Genomic DNA, 26,407 nt, shown 5'->3' with positions numbered 1-26,407 from the left:
GGTGGTAATTACGAGAAACTGGACGTCGACGGCAAATCAGCCGACACCTCGGTTACCGACACTGCTGACACCACCAACCTGTCGCTGACTGCGACCGGTGCCGTGGATGAAGGCGGCCAGATCACCTACACGGCAACCCTGACCAATGCCGCCGGCACACCAGTCACCGTGACCCTGTCGAACGGCGCCGTGATCACTATCGAAGCGGGCAAAACCACCGGCTCCGTGACTGTCGATGCACCGAAGGACGATGTCTACAAAGACGCCGGTACCGTCGAAGCGACGATCAAAGGCGCGACCGGCGGCAACTTCGAGAACCTGGTGGCTAGCGACACCCCGGCGGTGACCACCGTCAATGACACCATCGATGCCAGCACCGTTTCGCTGACTGCCACTTCGAGTATCACTGAAGGCGGGACCGTGGTTTACACCGCGTCCGTGACTTCGCCAGTCACCGGCTCGCCGGTGGTTGTCACCCTGTCCAACGGTCAGATCATCACCATCCCGGTTGGCTCGAGCAGCGGTTCTGTCAACTTCGTTGCGCCAAACGATGCCCTGGCTGGTGGCAACTCGCTGAGCGTCAAGATCGACGATGCCAAGGGCGGCAACTACGAAAAGCTGGAAGTCGACGGCAAGTCGGCGGACACCTCGGTTACCGATACTGCGGACACCACCACCCTCAGTTTGAGCGCAACCGACTCGGTCGCTGAAGGCGGTTCCATCGTTTACACCGCGACCCTGACCAACGCCGCCGGGACTCCGGTCACCATCACGTTGAGCAACGGTGCGGTCATCACCATCGCCGCCGGTGCCACCACCGGTTCTGTAACCGTCGATGCGCCTAAGGACGACGTCTACAAGGACGCCGGCCAAATCGAAGTGACGATCAAGGATGCCGCAGGAGGCAATTTTGAGAACCTGGTGACCAACTCGGCGGCTGCGGTTACCGACGTCACCGATACCATCGACACTTCGACGGTCAACCTGACCGCGACGTCTACCGTCGCCGAAGGCGGCACCGTGGTTTACACCGCGTCCGTCAGCGCACCGGTCACCGGTTCGCCGGTCGTTGTCACCCTGTCCAACGGCCAAACCATCACCATTCCGGTCGGGTCGAGCAGCGCCAGCGTGAACTTCACCGCACCAAACGATGCCCTGGCTGGTGGCAACTCGCTGAGCGTCAAGATCGACGATGCCAAAGGCGGTAACTACGAGAAACTGGAAGTCGACGGTAAGTCGGCGGATACATCGGTGACTGATACCCCGGACACCACCAACCTGTCGCTGACCGCCACTGACTCGGTGGCTGAAGGCGGCTCGATCGTTTACACCGCGACCCTGACCAATGCGGCCGGCACGCCGGTCACCGTGACCCTGTCGAACGGTGCAGTGATCACCATCGCCGCTGGCGCAACCACCGGCAGCGTGACCGTCGATGCGCCGAAGGACGACGTCTACAAAGACGCCGGCCAGGTCGAAGTCACCATCAAGGATGCCGCAGGCGGCAATTTTGAGAACCTGGTGACCAACCCGGCGGCTGCGGTTACCGATGTGACCGATACCCTCGACACCTCAACCGTGAACCTGACCGCGACGTCTACCGTCGCCGAAGGCGGCACCGTGGTTTACACCGCGTCCGTCAGCGCACCGGTCACCGGTTCGCCGGTGGTTGTCACCCTGTCCAACGGCCAGACCATCACCATTCCGGTTGGCTCGAGCAGCGCCAGCGTCAACTTCACTGCGCCGAACGATACGTTGGCCGGTGGCACCTCCCTAAGCGTCAAGATCGACGATGCCAAAGGCGGCAACTACGAGAAGCTGGAAGTCGACGGCAAATCAGCCGACACCTCGGTTACCGACACCGCTGACACCACCAACCTGTCGCTGACTGCGACCGGTGCCGTGGATGAAGGCGGCCAGATCACCTACACGGCAACCCTGACCAATGCGGCCGGCACACCAGTGACCGTGACGCTGTCGAACGGCGCCGTGATCACTATCGAAGCGGGCAAAACCACCGGCTCCGTGACTGTCGATGCGCCGAAAGACGATGTCTACAAAGACGCCGGTACCGTCGAAGCGACGATCAAAGGTGCGACCGGCGGCAATTTCGAGAACCTGGTGGCCAGCGATACACCGGCGGTAACCACCGTCAATGACACCATAGATACCAGCACCGTTTCGCTGACTGCCACTTCGAGCGTCGCTGAAGGCGAGACCGTGGTTTACACCGCTTCGGTGTCTGCTCCAGTTACCGGCTCGCCGGTGGTTGTCACCCTGTCCAACGGCCAGACCATCACCATCCCGGTCGGCTCGAGCAGCGCCAGCGTCAACTTCACCGCGCCGAACGATGCGTTGGCCGGTGGCGGTTCGCTAAGCGTCAAGATCGACGATGCCAAGGGCGGCAACTACGAGAAACTGGAAGTCGACGGCAAGTCGGCGGACACCTCGGTGACCGATACTCCGGAAACCACGACCCTCAGCCTCAGCGCTACGGATTCGGTCGCTGAAGGCGGCTCCATCGTTTACACCGCCACCTTGACCAACGCCCCCGGCACGCCAGTGACCGTCACCCTGAGCAACGGCGCGATCATCACCATCGCCGCCGGTGCGACCACCGGTTCCGTGACCGTTGATGCGCCAAAAGACGACGTCTACAAAGATGCCGGCCAGGTTGAAGTCACGATCAAGGACGCCGCAGGCGGCAACTTTGAAAACCTGGCGACCAATCCGGCGGCTGCGGTCACTGACGTGACTGACACCATCGATACTTCGACGGTGAACCTCACTGCGACCAGCGCTGTGGCTGAAGGCGGTACCGTGGTTTACACCGCGTCCGTCAGCGCACCAGTCACCGGTTCGCCGGTCGTTGTGACCCTGTCCAACGGCCAGACCATCACCATCCCGATCGGCTCGAGCAGCGCCAGCGTGAATTTCACCGCGCCAAACGATGCCCTGACTGGTGGTGGTTCGCTGAGCGTGAAGATCGACGATGCCAAAGGCGGCAACTACGAGAAACTGGAAGTCGACGGCAAATCGGCGGACACCTCGGTGACTGACACCCAGGACACCACCAACCTGTCGCTGACTGCCACTGGCGCTGTGGATGAAGGCGGCCAGATCACCTACACCGCGACCCTGACCAACGCCGCCAGCACACCGGTCACCGTGACCCTGAGCAATGGCGCCGTGATCACCATCGACGCCGGCAAAACCACTGGCACCGTGACTGTCGATGCGCCGAAGGACGACGTCTACAAAGACGCCGGCACCGTCGAAGCAACCATCACTGGCGCCACCGGCGGCAACTTCGAAAACCTGGTCACCAGCAATACTGCTGCGGTCACGACTGTCACCGACACGATCGACAAAACCGAAGTCAGCATCAGCGGCAGCACCTCGGTCACCGAAGGCCAGACCGCCAGCTACACCGTCAGCCTGACTCACCCGGCGCAGACCGAAGTAACCCTGAAAATCGTCTACAGCGGTACTGCCGCCGACGGTTCGGACTTCACCGGCGTGTACACCGTGAAAATCCCGGCGGGCGCCAGCAGCGCGAGCTTCAACGTCGCGACGCTGGACGACAAGCTCACCGAAGGCACCGAGAACTTCGTGGTCAAGATCGACTCGGCCACCGGGGGCAACTTCGAAAATCTCGCGGTCAGCACCACCAACGGCAGTGTCAGCACTTCGATCATCGACAACGATGCCGCGCCGGTCCTCGACCTGGATGCCAATAACTCCAGCGGCGCCACCGGGGCCAACTACAACGTGACCTTCACCGAAGGCACCGCCGGCCAGGGCGTCTCGATCGGCGACACCGACCTGAGCATCACCGACCCGGACAGCACGATGCTGACCGGCGCGACCATCGTGCTGACCAACCGTCAGCCGGGCGATGCGCTGAACCTGGGCAACAGCGTCAATGGCATCAGCATCAACGCTAACAGCCAGGACGGCACCGTCACCCTGACTCTGTCGGGTAACGCGACGCTGGCCGACTACATGCAGCAGATCAAAAACATCAGCTTCACCAACAGCAGTGAAGATCCGAGCACCGTGCCACGGATCATCACCGTGACGGTGACCGATGGCAGCAACTACTCCAACACCGCGACCACCACCGTCAACGTGGTGGCCGTGAACGACGCGCCGACCGCCGCACCGGTTAACGTCACCGGCACCGAAGACACCCCGCTGATTCTCGGCTGGTCGACCTTCGGCGTCAGCGATGTCGACAGCGCAACCGCCAACCTGGGGGTGAAAATCACTCAACTGCCGGGCGACGGCAAGTTGCAGTACCTGGACGGTGCGACCTGGAAAGACGTGGCGACCAACCAGACCTTCAGCAAGGCCGACATCGACGCCGGCAAGTTGCGCTTCACGCCAGATGCCAACGAATCGGGCGTCGATGGCTACGGCGGCAGCGGCGTGGGCAACAAACAGGCGGACTACGCACAGATCAAGTTCCAGCCAACCGACGGTCAACTGCTGGGCAACACCGGCACGGTGAAAATCGACATCACGCCGGTTGCCGACGCGCCGTCCCTGAGCGTCGCGGACAACAGCGTCAAGTCCACCGGGCTGATCAGGGAAGTCTGGACCGGTCTGCCGGGCCTTGGCACCGATGGCAGCGGCGCGTCTTCCGGCACGCTGAAATCGGTCATCGACGGCGCGGGCACACCGAACTCCAGCAGCACCGTGACCAACGTGCAGTCCAATGGTGGTGTCACGGCCGGCACGGCGTCGAAAACGTCGGGCCTGATTTACCTCGAAGCCGGCAAGACGTACACCTTCAGCGGTACCGGTGACGACAGCCTGTTGGTGACCATCGGCGGTAAAAACGTGGCCGCAATCACTTGGGGCGCGGGCGGTAACCTGAACGGTTCGTTCATCCCGACCACCAGCGGTTATTACACCCTGGACATCTACCACCACAACCAGAGCGGCCCGGGCAGCTATGACGTCAACCTGTCGGTCAATGGCGGTGCGGCGGTCGACCTGAGCAGTGCCGGCGTGCCGCTGTACACCGGCGTGGCGGATCTGGCCGCTTCTGGCGTGACAGTGTCCGACCTGCACGGCACCAATGGCGAAGGCTACTACGACGGCTACAAACTCAACGAAGGCGCCGAAGGCACCAGCGTTCACCTGTCCGCGATCAAAACGGCGCTTACCGACACCGACGGCTCTGAAAGCCTGAGCGTGAAGATCAGCGGCATACCGGAGGGCTCGGTGCTCAGCGATGGCGCGGGCCACACCTTCACCACCACCAACGGTGAAGCCAACGTCACCGGCTGGAACCTCGGCACGCTGACCGTCACCCCGCCGCCGTACTACAACGGCCAGTTCACCCTGACCGTGACATCGACATCCACCGAAGCCCATGGCGGTTCGGCACCGAGTACCGCGCAGATCCCGGTCACGGTGTACCCGGCGGTTTACAACGCCACCACCGCCACAGCGGCCGACGACACCATCACCGGCACCGACGGCAACGACATCATGGTCGCCGATATCGGCGGGCTGACCGTGGTGCCGGGCACCAACTACAACATCGCCTTCATGGTCGACAGCTCGGGTAGCATGAGCCCTTCTTCGATCAGCGCCGCCAAGGATTCGCTGACCGCGGTGTTCAACACCCTCAAGCAAAGCATGGGCGGCAACTCCGGGACGGTGAACATCTTCCTGGCGGACTTCGATAACCAGGTCAACAAGTCGGTGTCGGTGAACCTGAACGACCCGAATGCCCTGACCTTGCTCAAATCCGTGCTGGACTCGATGTCGTCCGGCGGCGGCACCAACTACGAGGACGTGTTCAAAACCACGGCCAACTGGTTCCAGAGTGCCGATGCGATGGCCAACACCGGAGCGAAGAACCTCACGTACTTCATCACCGACGGCAAGCCGACCTACTACCAGGGTGGCGAGCAAACCAACCCGACCTTGTTCGGCAATGTGAGGCTCGATGACGTCATCACCACCTCCAATTACAAGTTGGGGCAGACTTATTCCGTTGATCTGGACAGCACTCACTACCTGACCATCGACAGCGCCGGCAACGTCACGCTGCTGACTCAGAATAAAAAGGGCAACTGGCACAGTTCTGAACTGGGCACCCTCCATGCCGAGGGTAACGGCACGTACGAACTGTCCTATCGCGATGGCACCGGCTACAGCACCGATTCCACCGCCATCGACAACTCCTCCAGCGGCTTCACATTGCTGAGCAACGTGTCGACGGTGGAAGCGATCGGCCTGAACACAGACGTCACCCTCGGCGACCTCAAGCCGTACGATTCGGATCAAACGCCACAAACCAACATCGACCCGAAAGACCTGGCCAACTCGATCATCGGCCATACCGAAGCGACGATGCCGGGTGCCGACACGGTCAGCGGCGGCGACGGCAACGACCTGCTGTTCGGCGATCTGGTGAGCTTCAACGGCGTTGCCGGTGAGGGTTATCAGGCCATGCAGGCGTTCGTGGCCCAGCAGACCGGCGTCGACGCCAGCAAAGTCACCACCAGCAACGTGCACCAGTACATTACCGAGCACTACACCGCGTTCGACGTGTCTGGCGCCCACGACGGTAACGACACGCTGCTGGGTGGCGCGGGCAACGACATTCTCTTCGGCCAGGGTGGCAACGACCTCCTCGACGGCGGCAAGGGCAATGACATTCTGCTGGGTGGCAGCGGCAATGACTCGTTGATCGGTGGTCAAGGCAACGACATCCTGATTGGCGGTTCGGGTGCCGACACCTTCATCTGGAAGGCTGGCGATACCGGCAGCGACGTGATCAAGGACTTCAAGGCCAGCGAAGGCGACCGCATCGACCTGCGTGATCTGTTGCAGGGCGAAACCGGCAGCACCATTGATAACTTCTTGAAGATCACCACGGTGGATGGTGTGTCGTCCCTGCAAGTCAGTTCTGGCGGCAAGTTCAACGGCGCCGATGCCGCAGCGGCCGCCCCGGACGTGACGATCAAACTGGAAGGCAACAATTGGTCCAGCGCCAGCATCAACTCGTTGATCGCCGGCAGTGACCCGACCATCAAGGTCGATCACAACAACAGCTGATCAGCAGGCTGACGGCCGCCCAAACCGGGCGGCCGTCACGTTTGCGCCCACCTCACGGGTGACGATTTCGTCGTCGCACCGCATACTCGCCTGCGTTGGCCTATGCTGCTGACAGCATGACGCTGGTCCATTTCCGAGGGATGCTCAATGTTTTACGTGCAACGCGATGCGCAAGGTCAGTTAGTGCGCGTGGAAGCCACGGCCTACGCCGAGGCCACGGAAACGCTGCCGGCCGACCACCATGAAATCCAGGCCTGGTTTGCCCACGAAGTGGTTGAGACCAGCCTCAAGCAGCTCAAGCAGAGCGACCTGGAAATGATCCGGGTACTCGACGACTTGATTCAGGTGCTGACCCAAAAAGGCGTGATCCGCGTTACCGACCTGCCGCCGGCCGCGCAGGCCAAGCTGATGGACCGGACCCAGGCCCGTGAAGCGTTGGGCGGGTTGAGCCAATTGATCGATGATGATGAGACGGGGTTGATCTAACGCCCGACGCCGATCGTTCCCACGCTCTGCGTGGGAATGCCTCAAGGGACGCTCCGCGTTCCAGCCCCACCGCCGACGTTGCGCCTGGCACCATTGTGACGCGGAGCGTCACGGGCTGCATTCCCACGCAGAGCGTGGGAACGATCATCTGTGCTACCTCACGCTAAACCTCGGCCCGAGCCTGCAGCTGCGGCGATTCAAGGTGATCCAGCGCCCGTTCCACCAATAACTGCACGCCATCGGCCAAACGGCTGAGCGCCAGGGCGACTGAACGCCGTGAGCCTTCCACATCGTCCGCCAGGTCAGCGGCGATGGCGCTGATGGACAGCAAGTCTTCGGAGGCGTTGGCCAGAAGGGCTTCGGTGTCGATGTCGGGGGAGACGGTGAAGAGGCGGCCTTTGCGGGGCTCAGGCGGATTTGGAGTTACTTTGAACATAAGAAATACCCTAAACAGTAAGTTGGAGCCGTCACCGTTCGCTTGCACGCGAATAGGGTGGCGGCCGTGCGCAGGTGTGCAAGACCGGGACTGTTTAGGACACCCAGCAGATCCGAGGATCTCCTGCGCGCAGCCGCCATAAAGCAGTGAACATCGAAATGCTCATTGAGAGGAATGGCAGCACGCTACCTAAACAGTTTGGTCGGACTTGCACGTCCGTGTCACCGATTATTCAGTGACAAAGCCAGACTAGCCCTGAGTTTTGGCCAAAACAAGTTCACCAAAACCGCTACAACTTGAAGGAAATCTCCTAGGACTTTGCTAGCGGTAATCGTTCCCACGCTCTGCGTGGGAATGCCTCAAGGGACGCTCCGCGTTCCAGCCCCACCGCCGACGTTGCGCCTGACACCGTTGTGACGCGGAGCGTCACAGGCTTCATTCCCACGCAGAGCGTGGGAACGATCAGTGGGCTACTGCCAAGGCTTAGGCTCACCAAACAACTGCCCCTGAACCCCATACAACCCCATCTCACGAATCACCGCCAACTCCCCTTCGGTCTCGACCCGCTCGGCAATCAGCGGCAAATCAATGCTATGCGCCGCCCGCTGAATCGCCTCGATGAACAGACGCTTGTCGCTCTCCTGATCAATCGCCCGGATGTAACTGCCGTCGATCTTCAGATACGCCAACCCCAGCCGCGCCAGGTTGCCGATCATGCTGAAGCGCCCACCAAATCGTTGCAGACTCAGCGAGAACCCAAGTTCGCGCAAACGCCGCGTCAGCTGTTCCAGCACCGCTTGTTCAGGCAATTGCTCTTCGCCGATTTCCAGGGTCAGTCGTTCCCCGAGATTCGAATGCTGACGCAGAATCTCGAACACTTTGTTCAGCGCCTGCGGATCCGCCAGCGTTGCCGAAGACAGGTTCAGTGCCAGCGACTCTTCATGCTCGGCCATCTGCTCAAGCACCAGCTCCAGCATCAAACGGTCCAGACGCGCAGTCCAGCCGAAACGCTCGAGCCACGGCAGGAAACGCCCGGCGGGAATGGTCTGGTCCTGCTCATCGAGCAGGCGCGATAGCACTTTGTAATGCAGCACCACTTGCGTGTCGTGGCTGGCCACCACCGGCTGGAAGTACAGCTCGAAACGCTGCTGATCCAACGCCTGATCCAGCAAGGTGTGCCAGGCATGGTGGTCATCGCCAACCCGGGCCGATGCACTGTGATCGAGGCACGCCCAGCTTGGTTCGCCCTGACTTTCCGCCTGGGCCAACGCCTGATCCGCCAACCCGATCACTGCTTGCGGCGAGTCGCCATGGGCAAACGGCGCCAGCCCGATCGAGGCCACCGACGCCACGTCCGTGGCACCCGTCGCATGCAGGCTCGCCAAGGCGCTGTCGAGGTTACTCGCCAGTTGCAGCGCTTCTTCGCGCACCAGCCCCGGCGCCAGCACGGCGAATTCACCGCCACGAATGCGCGTGACGAGGTTCTGGGTTTCCGGGTACTTGGCGCACTCCCGGGACAACTGCTCGCCCACCGCTTTCAACAACTCATCGGTGCGCTGACCACCCAGCCGCTGGTTCAAACCAGCCAGGTCCTTGACCCGCAGCAGCAGCAAATAGCCGGAACTGGCCTGCTCGGCATTGCTTACTCGCGCGTTCAATTGCATTTCGAAATAGCGCCGGTTGGCCAGGCCGGTCAGGTTGTCCTGATAGGACTCGGCCCGCAGTTTTTCACTGCGTTCAGCCTGTTCCTGGAACAGCGCCTTGAGCTTCTCGACCATCTGGTTCATGGCCTGCACCACCCGCCGCAGTTCCGGGGTGCGCGGCAGTTCCGGCAGGCTGAGGAATTCGCGGCGAGCAATGGCGTGGGATTGCTTGACCATGTAATCCAGCGGCTTCAGTTGCCGGCGCAGCAACAGCGCGCCCAGCACCGCACTCACCGCGCCGCAGATCAGCAACCAGCCGAGGCTGCCCAACGCGCTCTGCCACAACTTGGCCAACGCGAACATCGGATGGCTGACCACCTCGACCCGCGCGGCCTGCTCCCAGCCACGGCTGACAAGCGCGTCGCCACCGGCCGGTTCCAGGCCGATCAGCCTGACGAACCAGTCCGGCACGCTGGTGACCGCCGGGATGCCGCTGCGCTCGACAATTGTCTTGTCGTTGGCCAGATCGACCACACGGATGCTCGCGTAATAACCGCTGTCGAAGATCGAACTGACCAGCAGCTCGACCATCGCCGGGTCATCGATGTTCGGCGTCAGGGACAGCGCCAATGCTGTCGCGGCATCCTGGGCATGGGAGCGCAACTGGTTGACGTACTGGGTACGCGAGCTTTCCAGACTGACCATGAAGCTGCCGGTGAAGGCGACCACCAGGAACAGACAGATAGCGATCAACAGCTGTTTGAACAAAGACATCTGAGCGCGTGCTCCTAGTTAGTCGTCTCGACCGGAAAACCTTCGGCCTGCATTTTCTTCAACACATCCTGCCAGCGGGACAGGCGTTTGGTGTCTCCGACCTTTTTGTTGCCTTTGGCACCCGGCAACCACAACCCTTCGGCATTGAAAGAGTAGACCGGCAGCAAATCGGTTCGCTGGCTGGCAGGCTTGATCGCGTCGATCAGGCTGTCGAGCACCAACGGCATGGCCTCGGGGCTCGAATAGTAGGTCAGGACCATGTGCGCGCGGTTCAGGCGCAAAGCCTTGACGTAGGTGATGCGCAGCTTGTCACTGGAGACACCGAGATGGCGCAGGCTGAAATACTTGGCGATGGCGTAGTCTTCGCAGTCGCCGGCGCCTTTCCATAAGCCTTCGATCGGCGTTTCCCAATAATCGACCTCGTGCCACAGGTCGATGTCTTCTTCGTAGCGCATCTGCTTGTTGAAGAACCGGTTGACCACGTTGAGCTGTTCCAGCTCGCCAATCTGCTTCTGCGTGGCCAGCAACTGCTGCCAGGCATCGATGCGCTGCTGCCCTTCACCCAAAGGCCCGTACAACGCCTGCGCGCGACGGCTGATCAGCGAAAAATCCCAATCGGCATGCAGCCCGCCCAGCATGGCGCCGGCCAGCAGCAGTGCGCAGCCTAGCCAGCGCAAAGTCCGAGGGATCGCGAAACGTACCGCCAATGCGAGGCATCCAGGGTAGGCAGGTGGAAGTCGGTTGATGGTGCAGGTTAGCCCGGTAAAAGACAATGGCACGGTGAGATCACCGTCGGCACGCTAGACTTTAAGGTAATGCGATCTTTTGCCCGTTTGACAACCTGTCAGCCAGTCACTAGGGTCCATTTGGATCCAGAATTTATCAGCCAATCAGGGTGCGTTTGTTGTGACACAGAAGCCTAGCCCTCTCAGCAGTATCAAGGTCAACGGGCCGATTCCCGCTCATCTGGCACGCTCGGTGATCGAAGAAACCCTGCGCGCGGCCATCCTGGACGGACGCCTGCCGCGCAGTACCGCCCTGCGCCAGCAGGAACTGGCGGACCTGTTCGGCGTAAGCCGCATGCCGGTGCGCGAGGCATTGCGCCAGTTGGAAGCGCAATCACTGCTTAATGTGGTCCCGCACAAAGGCGCCGTGGTGGCCCCGCTGATCGACAACGATGCGGTCGAGACCTACGCCTTGCGCTCGGTGCTGGAGTCATTCGCTTTGCGCCTGTCCATTCCGCTGCTTGATGACAGCGACCTGGCGCGGGCGGCCCAATATATCGAGCAACTGGAAGCGCAAACCGATTACGCCGAGATCGGCAAGCTCAATCGGCTGTTTCACATGTCGCTTTACCACAAGGCACCTAACCGCAAGCTTTTGGGCCTGATCGAACGAGAGCTCAATGAAGAAGAGCGCTTCCTGCGCTTTCATCTGTCGTCCATGGGGCTGGGTAAACTCACCCAAGACGACCACCGCGCACTGCTCGAGGCCGCGAGGGCCAAAGACATCGATAAAGCGGTTGCCTTGCTGGAGCAGCACCTGGAAAAAGCCTCCGCCACCATGCGGCGGTATCTGGATCAACAGCTAAAACGTTAATCGCTCGCCGGCAACCTGGCCGGCGTATCACTTTCTTACCTATCGTTCCTCCTTCCCCTTCCTATTCGCACCTGCCTGGCGCGGCGTTCGGCCGTGGCCGCCTCTCTCGCCGCCATCAGTTCAATGGCACTGCCATTGATTTAGGCTCACTCTTGCATTTGTCGATTCAAACAGACCAAAAGAAGTCAGCGCCTGACTGTAAACCAGGCGAATCGAAGCCATTACGCAAGGAGCGTCGCCCAACAGGCGGGATGATCGGAGGTCCGACCGACGTCCCTCCCATAAAACATAAACTTCTTGATTCCCTGCTCCCTGAAGCGCCCCGAGTGAGGCATTCACTCAAACTATTAAATTCTGATGAATACCATCGGAAGGGGCCTCTTCGTCCAAATAAAACTTACATTAGAAGTTTTAATAAACTTCCTCGCGCCCAATAAACACTCAACTTTAAAAAAATAAAAAAATGCTTGCCGCCTACTTGTTTCGTGTATTAGTTTTTTCTTAGTCGAACCGTTATCGACCGTTTCTGATTTATTAAAAGGCTTAAAGAGCAAGGCTTACAGAGCGACACAACGCATTCAAAGCGAACACTTAAGTAACTTATGTATTACATGGACTTCGGTTCAGGCACCCGCTCATCTTTATAAAAGAGCGGGATTCCTTGCCGAGAACATCATTGATGAGGACGTTCCAATGCAACCGACCAGCGAACAACTTTTTCTGAAAAAACGCGAACTTGGCCAACACCCGGTTTTTTCCGAAATAACATCAATTAACTTATTGCGCCGTTTTATGGAAAGCCATGTTTTCGCCGTGTGGGACTTCATGTCGCTGACCAAACGGCTGCAACGTGAACTCACTTGCGTCCATCTGCCCTGGCTGCCGCCGGCGGACCCGCAAGCTGCACGCCTGATCAACGAAATCGTGCTGGGCGAGGAGTCGGATGACCGCCCCGGGGCAGGGTTTTGCAGTCACTTCGAATTGTATCTGGACGCCATGCGTGAAGTCGGCGCGGACACCCGGGCCATTGAGCGATTCATTACGCTGCAGCAGGAAGGCGTAAGCCCCCAGACCGCGCTGGACAGTGTCGAGGTCGAACCGGCGGCGGCAGAGTTCGTCCGCCAGACCCTGCACACCGCCCTGCACGCCCCGGCGCACAGCGTGGCTGCCGCGTTTGTGCATGGTCGCGAGAGCGTCATTCCGCAAATGTTCCAGCGCATGCTGGATGCTTGGGGCATTGGCCTGGATCAAGCCCCGACGTTTCGTTATTACCTGCAACGGCACATCGAAGTCGATTCCGAAGACCACGGCCCGGCGGCGGAAAAACTGCTGGCACGGCTGATCGATGGCGACCCGCAGCGCGAAACCGAAGTTCTGGCCGCCGCGCTCGCCGCCGTCCAAAGCCGCGCCGCCCTGTGGGACGGCCTGCGCCAGAGCATGGCCCAACCGGTTGCGCAGGTGACGCCATGAACGCCGTCCACTACCAATCCTTCGCTGACGCCTGGGAAAGCCGCGCCACGATCCGCACCAGGCCACGGCGCCGGCTCGAAGACGACGACAAACTGATCTTCCCCATGAGCCGCCAACCCCTGGTCCACAGCCAGACCTTTCTCAGCCACTGCCCGCAGCTGCGCGACTTTGTGCTGGTGCAGAGCCTCTACAAGTTCATCAACGACGTGGTGATTTTCGAGACCGAGCTGGTGGACAACACCGCCCGCCGCATCGCCAAGAACAACTTCGGCATTGAGTTCCCGTTCGCCTGCCGCTACGACGCGATGACGGTCGTGGTAGACGAGGATTACCACGCACTGGTGGCGATGGACTTCATGCAGCAGACCATCGACATGACCGGCATCGCACCGATCCCGTTGCCCATGCAGATCGAACTCAGCCGCGCGATACCGGCGACGCTGGCCCAGGCACCGAAGCACCTGCTCAGCGCCGTAGAGCTGATCTGCATCGCCATTGCCGAAAACACCGTGACCAATGAAGTGGCGGCCTTCGCCCGGGACGATTCGGTCAAGGCTTCGATCAAGGGTTTGATGGCCGACCACCTTATGGATGAGGGACGTCACGCCGGTTTCTGGACGCGGCTGGTGCAGATTTACTGGAGCACCGCCCCCGAAGAGGACCGCCAAGCGATAGCGCGCTTGATGCCGGGTTTCATCGCCCAGTACTTGGCGAGCGATCTGCAGCGGGCGTTCGATTTCGAGCTGATCGCTCACCTGTCCGTCGATGAATCGGTACGCCAGTCGCTGCGTGAGGACGCCAGTGCGCTGGCCTACCCCATCAACCGATTTCATCCGCTGGTGGGCAACATCACGCGCTTCTTTCGCAGCAGTTCGATGCTCGCCTCCCCCTGCGTGCGCGACGCCCTGGCCGACTACCTGACCCCCTGAGGATCCGTCCATGAGACGCCTTGAAATTGCAGTGTCTGGCAGCAGCCAGGCAATGGCCGAACTGGCCCTTGAACTTGAACTGCACGGCCATGGTGTCGTGCGTATTGAATCGCCGGCCAGTCACGGTCCGGTGGATTTGTTAATCGATGACGGGACGGCGCCTTGCGCCCTCCAGGCCCGCTCTCGCCTGGAGGTACGCGTGGCACTTGATGCCCTGCCGGATGAGATGTTGCCGCAGCCGGTGGTGGTTTTTCGCGACGGTACGCAGCGACTGTTATGGCGGCAGGTTATCGCTCCTGAAAGCTGCGGCAACGGCCAGTCCCTGCGCCTGCGCACACTGGCAGTAGTAGTCGAAAGCGGCGCACGGCTGGTCAGCCAGTTTTCCCGGGATGAGGCCTGTTTCGATCATTGGCCCACGGCAGAGGTCGGCGCTGCCGACCCACTATTGCATGGGCTAGATGCACTGGAGATGCTGGCCTTCGAACACCGCCTCAATGCGCCTGCGGTGCCGTGGCTGCTGGCCGCCGCCCAAGTGCCGGTGATGCACAGCATTGAGCAGCGCATGCTCGCTGACGCAACGCGGCCGGCTTTATGGATCGAGGACTCGCTTGTCCACTACAAGGCCTTGCGCAGCCTGGCGTTGAGCTTGCAACAACCGATGCTGGACATGCTGCGCCATCGCGGCGTAACCGACCGCCCGGTGGTGATCGGCGTGTGCCTGCCCAAGTCGCTGCAACTGTACGCGGCGATTCTGGCGGTGCTGGGTTGCGGCGCGGTGTACCTGCCGCTGGACCCGCAGCATCCGGCACAACGTCGGCGCTTCATTCTGGAAAACGCCAACGCAGACCTGCTGTTGCACGACGGCGCCAGCGAGTTGGGCGACGTCTCGCTGCCGATGCTGGACATTCGCCGTCTGCCTTCGCCCAAGCCCGGCCTCCCGGCCTCGCTGATCCGCCGCACGGTGAACATCGACGAACCGGCCGTGGCGATCTACACCTCCGGCACCACCGGCCAGCCCAAAGGCGTGTTGCTCAGCCATCGCAACCTCAGCCATTTCTGTGCCTGGTACGCCGACCATGTCGGGTTACAGCGCAGTAGTCGGTCGTTGCAGTTTTCCACCATCAATTTCGACGCGTCGCTGCTGGATATCCTGCCGACCTTTATCCAAGGCGCGCGACTGGTGGTGCCCAGCGACGACCAGCGCCGCGATCCACAGCAATTGGTCGAGTTGATTGGCGGGCAGCAAGTGACCCACGCCTTCCTGCCACCGGCGCTGCTGAGCGTCATGCCGCTGCAAGCTCCGCTGGGCCTTGAGCACTTGATTACCGGTGGCGATGTCTGCGAGCCGTTCGTGATCGCGCAGCTCGCACCGCAATGCCGATTCCACAATATTTATGGCCCGACCGAAACCACGGTGTTGGCCACCACGCGGCAATTTTGCATCGGCGATAGCAATCGCAACCTCGGCATCCCCATCGCCAATGGCCGGGTATTGATTCTGGATGAGCAACTGCAACCAGTGCCTCAAGGCACACCCGGCGAGCTGTACATCGCCGGGCCAGGTGTCGGCCTGGGTTATCTGAACGACCCAGCGCTGACGGCGGCGCGCTACCTAAACCTGACGCTGCCCAACGGGCAGGCGTTGCGGGTTTATCGCACCGGCGATATCGGCCAGTGGACCGACGACGGGATCGAGCTGAGTGGCCGTCGTGATAACCAGGTGAAGATCCGAGGCTTTCGGGTCGAGCCCGAGGAAATCGAGCAGTGCCTGCGCGACAGCCATCTGTTTCGTCAGGTGGCGGTGGTGATCGATGAGCGGCGGCGCATCCTCGCGTATCTGGTTCACCCTAGGGAGGACCGGCCCGGTACCGCCCTTTCGGCCTTGTGCGAGCATGTGCAAAACGCGCTGCCCGGTTACATGCACCCCAGCGCCTACATTGAACTGCCACGCCTGCCCTTCACCAGTAACGGCAAGGTCGATCGCCGGGCTCTGCTCGCGACATCGGGACAGGTCCAGGTCGCCAGTCAGCGGCGCCAGCCGCAGACCCCGTTGCAGATGCAGTTGCGCCAGCTGTGGTCCGAGTTGCTTGAGCTGCCGGTCGAGGAGATTGCCACCGATGAAAGCTTCTTCAACCTGGGCGGGCATTCGATTCTGCTGTCGCAGCTGCTGCTGAGCATCCGCCAGGTGTTCGGTCGCAGCCTGTCGATCAATCGCTTCATCGAAGCGCCCACGTTGCTGACCCTCGCCAAGCTGCTCGATGGCCCCGAGCAAAGCGCAGCTTCGACACTCAGCCCCCAGGCCTTCATCGATGCCGAAGCCGAACTCAACCTCGATCCGCTGCCGGTCAGCCAGTGCGGTGATGTGCATAAAGTGCTGGTGACCGGCGCCAACAGCTTTCTCGGGGTACACATCGTCGAGGCTTTGCTGGCCTGGGGCGCCACCGAGGTCGCGTGCCTGGTGCGTGAGTCCGGCGGACAAAGCGCGGCCGAACGTTTCGCCCAGGCCCTGCGGGATAACCGTCTCACCCACCTGGACCTGAGCCGGGTCAGCGTTTACGCCGCCGACATCACCCAACCGCAATTGGGTTTGCCGGACGACGTTTACGCGCGCATTGACCGCACCTTCGGCGCGCTGGTGCACAACGCCGCCAACGTCAATCACGTCCTCGATTACGAGTCGTTGGCGCGGGATAACGTCGAGCCGATTTTCGAGTGCCTGCGCCTGTGTGAAGGGCGCAGCAAGAAGATCTTCAACTTCGTCTCGACGCTCTCGGCGTCCAGCACGATTTCCGACGATGGCCGGGTGCTGGAGTTGCCCGCCGCGCAGACACCGCCGATCTACATCAAGAATGGCTACAACCTGTCCAAATGGGTCGGCGAGCGTATCCTCGAACGGGCGCGGGAGCGTGGGGTGCGGGTCAATCTTTATCGCCCCGGCAACATCAGTTTCAACAGCCTCACTGGCGTCTGCCAGCCCCACAAGAATCGCTTGATGCTGATGCTCAAGGGCTCGATCCAGCTCGGCCAGGTGCCGGAACTGGCGCTGAATTTCGACCTGATGCCGGTGGATTTCCTCGCCCGTTTCATCGCCTTCCACGCCAGCCGTTACCAGGCCGAAAAAGCCGTGTTCAACCTGCACAATCCCGAGCCCCTGAGCTGGGACGCCTACGTGGCGCCATTTCGCGAGACCGGTCGGGAATTCGCCATGGTCAGCGTCGCCGACTGGCAGCAGCAACTGAACCGCGTCGATAGCGAAAACGCGCTGTTTGGCGTGCTGGGTTTCTACCTCAACGGCTTCGAGGAAGACATCGGTGACATCTCGATGATCGGCCACGACAACGCCCAGGCCGGCGTGCGGCAGATGGGCGCGCACTACCCGGAAAAATCCCCGGCGCTGCTGCGGCGCGGCTGCGACTACCTCAAAGAAATCAACTTCATCTGATTCACCCTGACCCTGCACGGAGCAAAACCATGAATACTCTGCAACCCGATACCCTGATCAAAAATCCTCACGGCTGCCACGTTGTGTCTTCGGTGGATGTACCGGCCGATGCGGCACAGGTCTGGGCGGTGGTCGGTAACTTTGCCGGCTTCGATCGATTCATTCCGGCGCTGTCGCACATCGAGATGACGGGCGAAGGCGTGTCGTCACTGCGCAAGAAATTCTTCAAGGACGAGAACCATCTGGTGGTCGAGCAGCTCAACTCTCGGGACGACCATGCACTGAACATGACCTGGACACTCATCTACAACACCTTGGGCATAGGCAATTTGTGGGCGGCGATGAGGGTGGAATCCATCGGCGCAGACAAGTCGCGGGCAATCTGGACCATCATCGCCGAACCGGCTCAGGGCAGTGAACAAGCCCTGTCGGGCTTCAAGGATTTCCTTCAGGGGTTTGCCGATGATGCGATGGGGAATGTGTTGAAGCTGTTTGTTTAAGGCTTCAGTTCAGCGGTGACTGGTACACCGCTATCGCGAGCAGGCTCGCTCCCACAGGGGTTCTCAGTCGTTCACAAATGTTGTGATCACGGAAAACTCTATGTGGGAGCGAGCCTGCTCGCGATTGAACGATAACGCGGTAGAACTGACCTCAATCAGATCTTGAAACTATCAACCAACTGCTTCAACCGATTGGCCTGCTGGGACAGCGCATCGCAATCCTTCAATGTTTCATTGAGGTTGGCCACGCTCTGCTGGTTCAACAGGTTGATCTGGTTGACGTCGACGTTGAGGGTTTCCACCACGGCGGTTTGCTCTTCGGTCGCTGCGGCGACCGACTGGTTCATGCCGTCGATTTCGCCGATGCGCTGGGTCACGCTGACCAGTCGCAAGCCGGCCTGGTTCGCCACTTCGACACTCTGCTCGCTGGAGACCTGACTGGCGTTCATCGTGGTCACCGCTTCGCGAGAACCGATCTGCAGCGAGCTGATCATCTTGTGGATCTCTTCCGCCGATTCCTGGGTGCGATGAGCAAGGTTACGCACCTCGTCCGCCACCACCGCAAAACCACGACCGGCCTCACCGGCGCGGGCCGCTTCGATGGCCGCGTTGAGCGCCAGCAAATTGGTCTGCTGGGAGATGCCTTTGATCACATCGAGAATGTGCCCGATGTTGTCGGTGCTCGCGTTCAGGGTTTCGATCTGCGTGCAGGACAGGCTGATTTTCTGCGACAGCTCGGTCATGGCCAAGATAGTTTTTTCCACCACCTGACGACCGTCATCGGCCTGCTCGCTCGCGCCGCTGGCGTGTTGCGAAGCATCGGCGGCGTTGCGGGCGATTTCCTGGGTGGCGGCGCCCAATTGGTTGATCGCCGCAGCCACACTGTTGGTGCGGGCGCTTTGTTCGTCGGAGCCGACGATTGAAGCGTTGGACGACGCCATCACCCGTTGCGACAGGTCATGAACCTGACGGGTCGCCGAGGACACTTCGCAAATCGATGCGTGAATCCGCTCCACGAATTGGTTGAAAGAGCCGCCCAACTTGCCGAACTCATCTTTGCTTTCTACCACCAGACGACGGGTCAGGTCGCCCTCGCCCTGAGCGATATCCTGCATCGCACGACCCATCGTGGTCAGCGGACGCATCAGCACGCTGATCAGCAGACTCAGCAGCACTGCAATGGCGGTCACGGCGATGAACATCGCGATCAGCGCCGAGGTGCGGAACTGGCTCAGTGGTGCGTAGGCCTTGGCCTTGTCGATCGACAGACCGATGTACCACTCGGCATTTGGCAAACCACTCACCGGCGTGAACGAGAGGATGCGGTCTTGCTTGTTCAGTTCTACTTCCTGATTGCCTTTGCCGATGCGGACACTGGAACCCGGATAGATGTCTTTCAGGTTCTTCATCACCTGATCCTTGTCCGGGCTGACGATCACCTGACCGTCGGCGCTGACGAGGAACGCGTGACCGATGCCACCGAAGTCCACCGAGTTGATGATCTTCACCAGGGTTTCCAGACTCAAGTCGCCGCCGACGACGCCCAGCAGTTCGCCTTGCTTTTTCACCGGCATGGCGATGGTCACCACTAACCCGCCGACCGCGGCCATGTAAGGCGGGGTCAGCATGGTCTTGTCGGCGACCACGGCTTGTTTGTACCAGGGGCGCTGACGCGGATCGTAGCCGTCCGGCATCTTCGCGTCAGGGCGCTGGGTGAACACACCATTGGCCTGCCCGACGTAGGTGAACTGGAAGTTCGAGGTGAGGGCAGGTTGATCGACCAGCCCCGGCAAATCGGCATTGGTGCCTTGATGAGCGATGTTCTGCGCGAGGTTTTCCAGGACCAGCACCCGGCCGCTCATCCAGTTCTGCACGCTGCTGGCAGTCAGCTCGCCAGCTTGTTCAACGGAAGACTCGAGGTTTTGTCGGATGGTGTTTCGCTGCAGATAGTCGTTGTACAAAGTGAACAACGCAAATGCCAACACCACGACGCCTGAAGCGGCCAGCAGAATTTTATGGCTGAACTTGAGATTCATTTCATGGGACTTCTTATGCAAAAAAGTGGGGATGCGTTCCGGGTTGCAACATTCCATGTAACAGCGCAGACGGCATTCTTGGGCCGCTCTACTTTGGTGCACGCATGTCTCACCAGTCTGTCGGCACGAGCGGGAGAAATCTTAGGGGTTTGTACGAAACCCGTCGGATAACCGCCGAACGGCGCGCTAGAGCATCCGCGCCGCAGTGTTTAGTGAGGGTTGCATGAACGGCAGTTGCAAATTTTCTGACCCTTGATGACAATGCGATTAATTATCATTTGTGACGTCGGGCTGTCGCGTTCATGTCTTCACCTGAGTTTGCAGTACAGGCGCTTTACAGCAGCCATCACGGGTGGCTCAACACGTGGCTACGTGCGCGATTGGGCAATGCAGCCGATGCGGCGGATCTGGCTCAGGACACATTCGTCCGGCTGCTGCAAAGAACCGAACGCCTGGAGCTCAAGGCCCCCCGCGCTTTTCTACGAACCATTGCCCGCGGCCTGGTGATCGACCATTGGCGTCGTGAGGAAATCGAGCGCGCGTACCTGGAAACCATCGCCCATTTGCCCGAGGCCGAAACCCCGAGCGCCGAGGCACGGGCATTGGTGCTCGAATTGCTGGAAAGCATCGCCCGCATGCTTGAAGGCCTGAAGCCGAAAGTGCGTCAGGCATTTCTGCTGGCCCAGTGCGAAGGATTTACCCACAAGCAGATCGCCGAACACATGGGATTATCCCTGCGTTCGGTGGAGCGTTATGTGGCCGACGCGCTGTATCACTGTTACGTGCTGCGGTATGAAACGTGATGCCTGTGGATAACTCAGCGCTGAATCGCCGCGGCGCGCCTCATCAGCAGGTGGTTAAACAAGCCATCCATTGGTTGCTGCGTCTGCGTAACAACGCGGCCAACTCCAGACTGCGCCAGCAATGCGACGTCTGGCGGGCCGAGCACCATGATCACGAACTGGCCTGGCAACGGGTGCAGTCCCTGCAAGCCGAGTTGAGCAGCAATCTGCGCGCGGTGCCCGGCGCTCAAGTCGCTTTCAACACTTTGGAAAACAGCGCACAGGGACTCGGGCGGCGCCAGGCATTGAAGCTGCTGTCGGGCGCGTTATTGATGGGTTCGGCGGCATGGCTGGGCAAGGATGCGATCGGCTGGCAACAGTGGACCGCCGACTTCGCCACCGCCACGGGCGAGAGACGCGGTTTCCAGTTACCGGATGGCACGCGCCTGGAGCTCAACACCGCCAGCGCGGTGGATCTGGACTACACCGCGCAGCAGCGCCTGATCAAACTGACTCGCGGCGAGATCGTCGTGACGTGCGGTGGGGCAAGTGAAGGGGTTTCGTTTGATCGACCATTGCGGGTGCAAAGCCGTCACGGTGTATTCGAAAGTGTGGCGGCGCGCTTCATTGTTCGTCAGGACGCCAACTGCACGCGGCTCAGCGTCACCAGCGGCGTCGTCGCAATCCATTCGCCACGGGCCGACGATGGACTGCCGATTCAGGCGCAGGCCGGGCAGAGTTATCTGATCGATCGGAGTCGAGCGCAGTTGGCACCGCCGCAGGACATGGATGCTGGCGCCTGGGTGGATGGCCTGATCGTCACCCGCAACATGCGCCTCGGGGATTTCATTAATGAAGTCGGACGTTACCGTCCCGGCTATCTGACCTGCGCGGCGGATATTGCCCACTTGCGGCTGTCCGGGGTTTTCCGTCTCGAAGATACCGACAAACTGCTGGCCATTCTGCCGCAAACCCTGGCGGTGCAACTGCGCTATCGCACTCGCTATTGGGTGACGCTGGAGCGACAGGCCTGAATTATTTTTTTTGGCGGGTTTTCCGAACAAGTCCGGCTTAGTCAGTAAGCACTTCAACTCTGCCTTCAGCGACTTCCTACGGAAACCTACAATGACTGTGCGCGCCATCAGTAAGAACCCTCTCCATTTCGCCCCGGAATCAGGCGTATTGCGCCACGCCATCCGCGCGGCGCTGTTCTCTACCGCACTGGGTGTCGGCCTGCTGCCGACACTTGGCGTTGCTGCACAGGGCAGCGAAGCCAGTAGCCACCGCTACAACATCGCCGCCGGCCCCTTGAGCGATGTGCTCAATCAATTCGCGCGTCAGGCGGGCATCACGCTGTCGACGACTCCGGCTCAAACTCAGGGCCTTCAATCGCCGGGATTACAGGGCGACTATTCGGCGGATCAGGCGTTGAGTCATTTGCTCAACGGCACAGGGCTTGTGGCCGTCAGTCAGGATGGCAGCAGCTATGTGCTGCGGCCCGTCGCTGAAACCGAAGCCCTGGCGCTGCCCACCACCGACATCAAAGGCTTCGCCCTCGGCAATGCGCTGGGCAGCATGGATGGCTACAACGCAACGCACAGCCAGATCGCCACCAAGACCAGTACCGCACTGCTGGAAACCTCGCAAAGCGTGTCCGTGGTGACCCGCGAGCAAATGGACGACCAAGGCTCGCAAACCGTGTCCCAGGCGATGCGCTACACCCCGGGCGTGCTGACCAACCCTTACGGCGCGACCCACCGTTACGACTACGTGGCGATGCGCGGTTTCAACGACGGCTCGGTGGATAACATCTATCTCGATGGCCTCAAATCCATGGGTGACAGCGGCACCTACAGCACCATGCAGGTAGACCCCTATTTCCTCGAACGAGTCGATATTCTCAAAGGGCCGTCGTCAGTGCTCTACGGTCGCAGTTCGCCGGGCGGGCTGGTGGCGTTGACCAGCAAGAAACCGTTGTATGAGCCCTATCATCAGGTCCAGGCCACGATGGGCACCCAAGGCCAGCGCGGCATGGGTTTCGACTTCAGCGGGCCGGTGGATGATGACAAGCGTATCGCCTATCGCCTGACAGGGTTGGCGGATCAGTCCGACACACAGTTCGACCACAATGAGGAAAAGCGCTTCGCCCTGGCGCCGACGGTGAGCATCGATTTCACCGAAGATACCTCGCTGACGCTGCAAGCCTATCTGCAACACGATCCCGACGGCGGCTATCACGGCGGCGTCCCGGCCGATGGCACGATCCATCAGCGCAACGGCAATCGGATCTCCCCCAACTTCTTCGAAGGCGAGCCGGGCGTTGATGGCTTCCAGCGTGATCAACAGTCCTTTGGTTATCAGTTCGAGCACCGCTTCAACGACGTCTTCACCGCTCGGCAGAACTTTCGTTATCTCGACTCCAAGGTGAAGATCGATCAGGTTTATGCCTATGGCTGGACTACCCCCACCAGTAACGAGTTGAACCGCTATTACACCGGCGGCGACGAAAAGCTCCACGCCTTTATCGTCGATAACATGCTGCAAGCCGACTTCTTCACCGGCGCAACCAAACACACCGTGCTGATGGGCGCGGACTACCAGCGACGCAAAACGGTGGTCGACTGGACCAGTGGCGGTCTTGCGCCGATCGATGCGTTCAATCCGGTGTACGGCAATTCGGCCATCGACTTCTACAGCCCGACCAGTTATCTGCGTCGCCTGGAACAGACCGGCGTCTACCTGCAAGACTTGATCGAGATGGATAAGTGGCGCTTCTCTTTGGGCCTGCGTCAGGACTGGGTTGAAACCTCCGATGAAAATCGGCTGGCTGAAGCGGGGCGCCCTGTAGGTACGGAAATCAGTGACGAGCGCACCAAGCTGACGGGCCGGGCTGGGGCGCTGTACCTGTTCGATAACGGCATCGCGCCGTATATCAGCTACTCCGAGTCGTTCAACCCGAATTCCTACGCGGACAGCGCCGGCAATCCTCTGGCACCGACCGATGGCACCCAGTGGGAAGTGGGCCTGAAGTACCAGCCGCCAGGCACCGACAACTTGTTCACGGCGTCGCTGTTCCGCATCGATCAGGAAAACCTGGCGACCAAACTGCCGCAGGAAAACTTCTATCGCGCTGTAGGCGCCGTCCGCTCCCAAGGTCTGGAACTGGAAGCGCACATGCAGCTGACCGATAACCTGAAAGTCCTCGGCAGCTACACCTTCACCGACATCGAGTATTCGAAGTCGATGATCAGTACGTTGAGCACTGCAACCGACGTGATCGAAAACAAGGGCAACTCGCCGACTCAGGCGCCACGTCATATGGCCTCAGTGTGGGCGGACTACAAGTTCGACAGCGCAACGCTTGATGGCCTGCGTCTGGGCGGCGGCGTGCGTTATGTCGGCTACAGCTGGGCCGATGCGGAAAACACCCTGAAGGTGCCGTCCTACACGCTGTTCGATGCGTCTGTCGGCTATGACCTGGGCAAGGTGGGCTTGAAGGGTGTGGACGTACGTTTGAATGCGAACAACCTGACCAACGAGTCCTACGTGGCCTCCTGTGCCAGCCTGAACTTCTGCTACCTGGGTGAAGAGCGCAACGTCGCCGCTACCGTGAGCTACCAGTTCTAACGACTTGTTATCCAAAAAAAGCCAGCCCCTGAATCCAGGAGCTGGCTTTGTCGTCTCTGCAGGAAAATTCCATGCGTGCATTTCTGGTTTTACTTCATCGCTACATCGGTTTGGCGACCGCGTTGTTTCTGCTGATGGCGGGGCTTACCGGCAGCATTCTGGCGTTCAATCATGAGCTGGATGAATGGCTCAATCCGGGGTTCTATACAGCGTCTGCCGACGGTCAGCGTTTGCCGCCCGGCACTTTGGTAGACAAGCTGCAAGCGGAGCATCCGAGGCTACAAGTCTGGTACATGGAGTACCCGTCAGAACAGGGTCATACCGCATTGCTGGCTGCGGTACCGCGTAATGATCCTGCGACCGGAAAACCTTTTTCCGAGCCCAATCAGGTGTTCTATCTGGACCCGGTCAATGGCGAGCAGAAAGGGCAGCGGTTCTGGGGAGAATGCTGTTTTCAGCGGGAGAATTTCATTCCGTTCATTCTGGAGTTCCACTACAACCTGGTTCTGCCGAATAACTGGGGATTGTTGTTAATGGGACTGGTCGCGATCGCCTGGGTTGTCGATTGTTTCATCGCGCTTTGGCTGACGCTTCCACGAGGAAAACCGTTCTGGAAGAAGTGGTCGACGGCCTGGAAGATCAAGGGTGGGCATGCCTACCGGCTGAATTTTGACCTGCATCGGGCGGGTGGGTTGTGGCTTTGGTTGTTGCTGCTACCGATTGCGGTCAGCAGTGTCGCCATGAACCTGCCGAGTCAGGTCTTCAAGCCTGTGGTTTCACTGTTTTCGCCGATTGAGCCGAGCGTTTACGAGGCCCGCGGACGCATGCCTGCCGAGGAGCTGGGAGTTACGCGGCTGAGTTATCAACAGGCTTATGAACGTGCGTTACAGGAAGGGCAAAAGTTAGGGCTGACCGCTGCAATCGGGGAGTTGTATTACAGCTTTGAGTACAACTTTTATGGGGCAGGGTTTGGGCAACATGATACCGAGGCCCATGGAAAGTCCTGGCTGTTCTTCCATGGCACGGACGGGCGTTTACTGGGGCAGGAAATCGCAGGGCAAGGCACCCTGGGAGAGCGTTTTTATCGACTGCAATTGCCGATACACGGAGGACGGATCATTGGGCTCACTGGGCAAGTCATGATCGCGGTGCTAGGTGTTTTGATTGCAGTATTGTCGGTGACGGGAATCTATATCTGGTGGCGCAAGTTGCTGGCTCGAAGAAGTAGCAAGGCACGTAAGAGCAGGATATGCCCCATTCCAGATTGAGGTTTCTATAGCCCAGAAAGACAAAACCCCTGTCTGCATAAGCAGACAGGGGTTTCGGAATTCAATCTTGACGATGACCTACTCTCACATGGGGAAACCCCACACTACCATCGGCGATGCATCGTTTCACTGCTGAGTTCGGGATGGGATCAGGTGGTTCCAATGCTCTATGGTCGTCAAGAAATTCTGTGACCAGCCCGTTACAGCGGTAACGTGCCAGAAAAATCGGTGACTTCTACTAAAACAAAACCCCTACCTGCATACGCAGATAGGGGTTTCGGAATTTAATCTTGACGATGACCTACTCTCACATGGGGAAACCCCACACTACCATC

14 protein-coding genes, 1 rRNA gene and 1 pseudogene are annotated in these 26,407 nt (G+C 60.1%); 11 read left to right on the top strand and 5 right to left on the bottom strand.

Annotated elements, in window-relative coordinates:
- Together ACQKPC_RS08845 and ACQKPC_RS08840 are read left to right on the top strand one after the other, a co-directional pair.
- Positions 1-7,080: pseudogene (locus ACQKPC_RS08845) on the top strand (LapA family giant adhesin); the annotation flags it as partial.
- Between the two features lie 147 nt (positions 7,081-7,227).
- Positions 7,228-7,566 carry a hypothetical protein gene (locus ACQKPC_RS08840; RefSeq protein WP_018930300.1) on the top strand — a complete coding sequence of 113 codons (339 nt, stop codon included), beginning with the start codon at positions 7,228-7,230 and terminating at the stop codon, positions 7,564-7,566.
- Between the two features lie 163 nt (positions 7,567-7,729).
- Here ACQKPC_RS08840 and ACQKPC_RS08835 read toward each other — a convergent pair whose 3' ends face one another.
- The 3 genes from ACQKPC_RS08835 to lapG all read right to left on the bottom strand — a co-directional run bounded on the left by ACQKPC_RS08835 (position 7,730) and on the right by lapG (position 11,126).
- Positions 7,730-8,002 carry a DUF6124 family protein gene (locus ACQKPC_RS08835; protein ID WP_427624153.1) on the bottom strand — a complete coding sequence of 91 codons (273 nt, stop codon included), beginning with the start codon at positions 8,000-8,002 and terminating at the stop codon, positions 7,730-7,732.
- Positions 8,003-8,472: 470 nt separating this feature from the next.
- Positions 8,473-10,419 (bottom strand): cyclic di-GMP receptor LapD, encoded by a 1,947-nt coding sequence (lapD, locus tag ACQKPC_RS08830; protein ID WP_427624152.1) that lies wholly within the window; start codon positions 10,417-10,419, stop codon positions 8,473-8,475.
- A gap of 14 nt (positions 10,420-10,433) precedes the next feature.
- Positions 10,434-11,126 (bottom strand): cysteine protease LapG, encoded by a 693-nt coding sequence (lapG, locus tag ACQKPC_RS08825; RefSeq protein WP_008076522.1) that lies wholly within the window; start codon positions 11,124-11,126, stop codon positions 10,434-10,436.
- Between the two features lie 199 nt (positions 11,127-11,325).
- Between lapG and ACQKPC_RS08820 the strand changes: the two genes are divergently transcribed.
- The 5 genes from ACQKPC_RS08820 to ACQKPC_RS08800 all read left to right on the top strand — a co-directional run bounded on the left by ACQKPC_RS08820 (position 11,326) and on the right by ACQKPC_RS08800 (position 18,359).
- On the top strand, positions 11,326-12,018 hold the full coding sequence (locus ACQKPC_RS08820) for a GntR family transcriptional regulator (protein WP_427624151.1): 693 nt from the start codon (positions 11,326-11,328) through the stop codon (positions 12,016-12,018).
- 693 nt (positions 12,019-12,711) lie between these two features.
- Positions 12,712-13,488 (top strand): DUF3050 domain-containing protein, encoded by a 777-nt coding sequence (locus ACQKPC_RS08815; RefSeq protein WP_427624150.1) that lies wholly within the window; start codon positions 12,712-12,714, stop codon positions 13,486-13,488.
- Complete coding sequence (locus tag ACQKPC_RS08810) at positions 13,485-14,417, top strand: diiron oxygenase (RefSeq protein ID WP_427624148.1); 933 nt, start codon at positions 13,485-13,487, stop codon at positions 14,415-14,417. The genes ACQKPC_RS08815 and ACQKPC_RS08810 overlap by 4 nt, the downstream gene beginning before the upstream one ends.
- Positions 14,418-14,427: 10 nt before the next feature.
- Complete coding sequence (locus ACQKPC_RS08805) at positions 14,428-17,859, top strand: non-ribosomal peptide synthetase (RefSeq protein ID WP_427624147.1); 3,432 nt, start codon at positions 14,428-14,430, stop codon at positions 17,857-17,859.
- Positions 17,860-17,888: 29 nt separating this feature from the next.
- Positions 17,889-18,359, top strand: coding sequence for an SRPBCC family protein (locus ACQKPC_RS08800; RefSeq protein WP_427624145.1), 471 nt, complete (start codon positions 17,889-17,891; stop codon positions 18,357-18,359).
- 155 nt (positions 18,360-18,514) lie between these two features.
- On the opposite strand, the gene ACQKPC_RS08795 is transcribed toward ACQKPC_RS08800, so the two are convergent.
- Positions 18,515-20,395: a methyl-accepting chemotaxis protein gene (locus ACQKPC_RS08795; RefSeq protein WP_427624143.1), complete on the bottom strand. Its 1,881-nt coding sequence runs from the start codon at positions 20,393-20,395 to the stop codon at positions 18,515-18,517.
- A gap of 302 nt (positions 20,396-20,697) precedes the next feature.
- On the opposite strand from ACQKPC_RS08795, the gene ACQKPC_RS08790 reads away from it, so the two are divergent.
- The 4 genes from ACQKPC_RS08790 (at position 20,698) to ACQKPC_RS08775 (ending at position 26,072) form a co-directional block, all read left to right on the top strand.
- Positions 20,698-21,198 (top strand): sigma-70 family RNA polymerase sigma factor, encoded by a 501-nt coding sequence (locus ACQKPC_RS08790; RefSeq protein WP_427624142.1) that lies wholly within the window; start codon positions 20,698-20,700, stop codon positions 21,196-21,198.
- Entirely contained in the window at positions 21,198-22,211 is a 1,014-nt protein-coding gene (locus ACQKPC_RS08785) for a FecR domain-containing protein (protein ID WP_427624141.1), read from the top strand. Before ACQKPC_RS08790 ends, ACQKPC_RS08785 begins: the two co-directional genes overlap by 1 nt.
- Before the next feature lie 91 nt (positions 22,212-22,302).
- A complete protein-coding gene (locus ACQKPC_RS08780) occupies positions 22,303-24,804 on the top strand; it encodes a TonB-dependent siderophore receptor (RefSeq protein ID WP_427624139.1) in 2,502 nt (833 codons plus the stop codon).
- Positions 24,805-24,875: 71 nt separating this feature from the next.
- Positions 24,876-26,072 carry a PepSY-associated TM helix domain-containing protein gene (locus ACQKPC_RS08775; RefSeq protein ID WP_427624137.1) on the top strand — a complete coding sequence of 399 codons (1,197 nt, stop codon included), beginning with the start codon at positions 24,876-24,878 and terminating at the stop codon, positions 26,070-26,072.
- A 65-nt stretch (positions 26,073-26,137) separates the two neighbouring features.
- On the opposite strand, the gene rrf is transcribed toward ACQKPC_RS08775, so the two are convergent.
- Positions 26,138-26,253 (bottom strand): 5S ribosomal RNA (rrf, locus tag ACQKPC_RS08770).
- Between the last annotated feature and the right edge of the window lie 154 nt (positions 26,254-26,407).

The sequence above is a fragment of the Pseudomonas sp. NPDC089918 genome, assembly GCF_050280605.1.
Classification (GTDB): Bacteria; Pseudomonadota; Gammaproteobacteria; order Pseudomonadales; family Pseudomonadaceae; genus Aquipseudomonas.
Note: the sequence above shows the minus strand (reverse complement) of the source record. Positions and strands in the feature narration are given on the sequence as shown.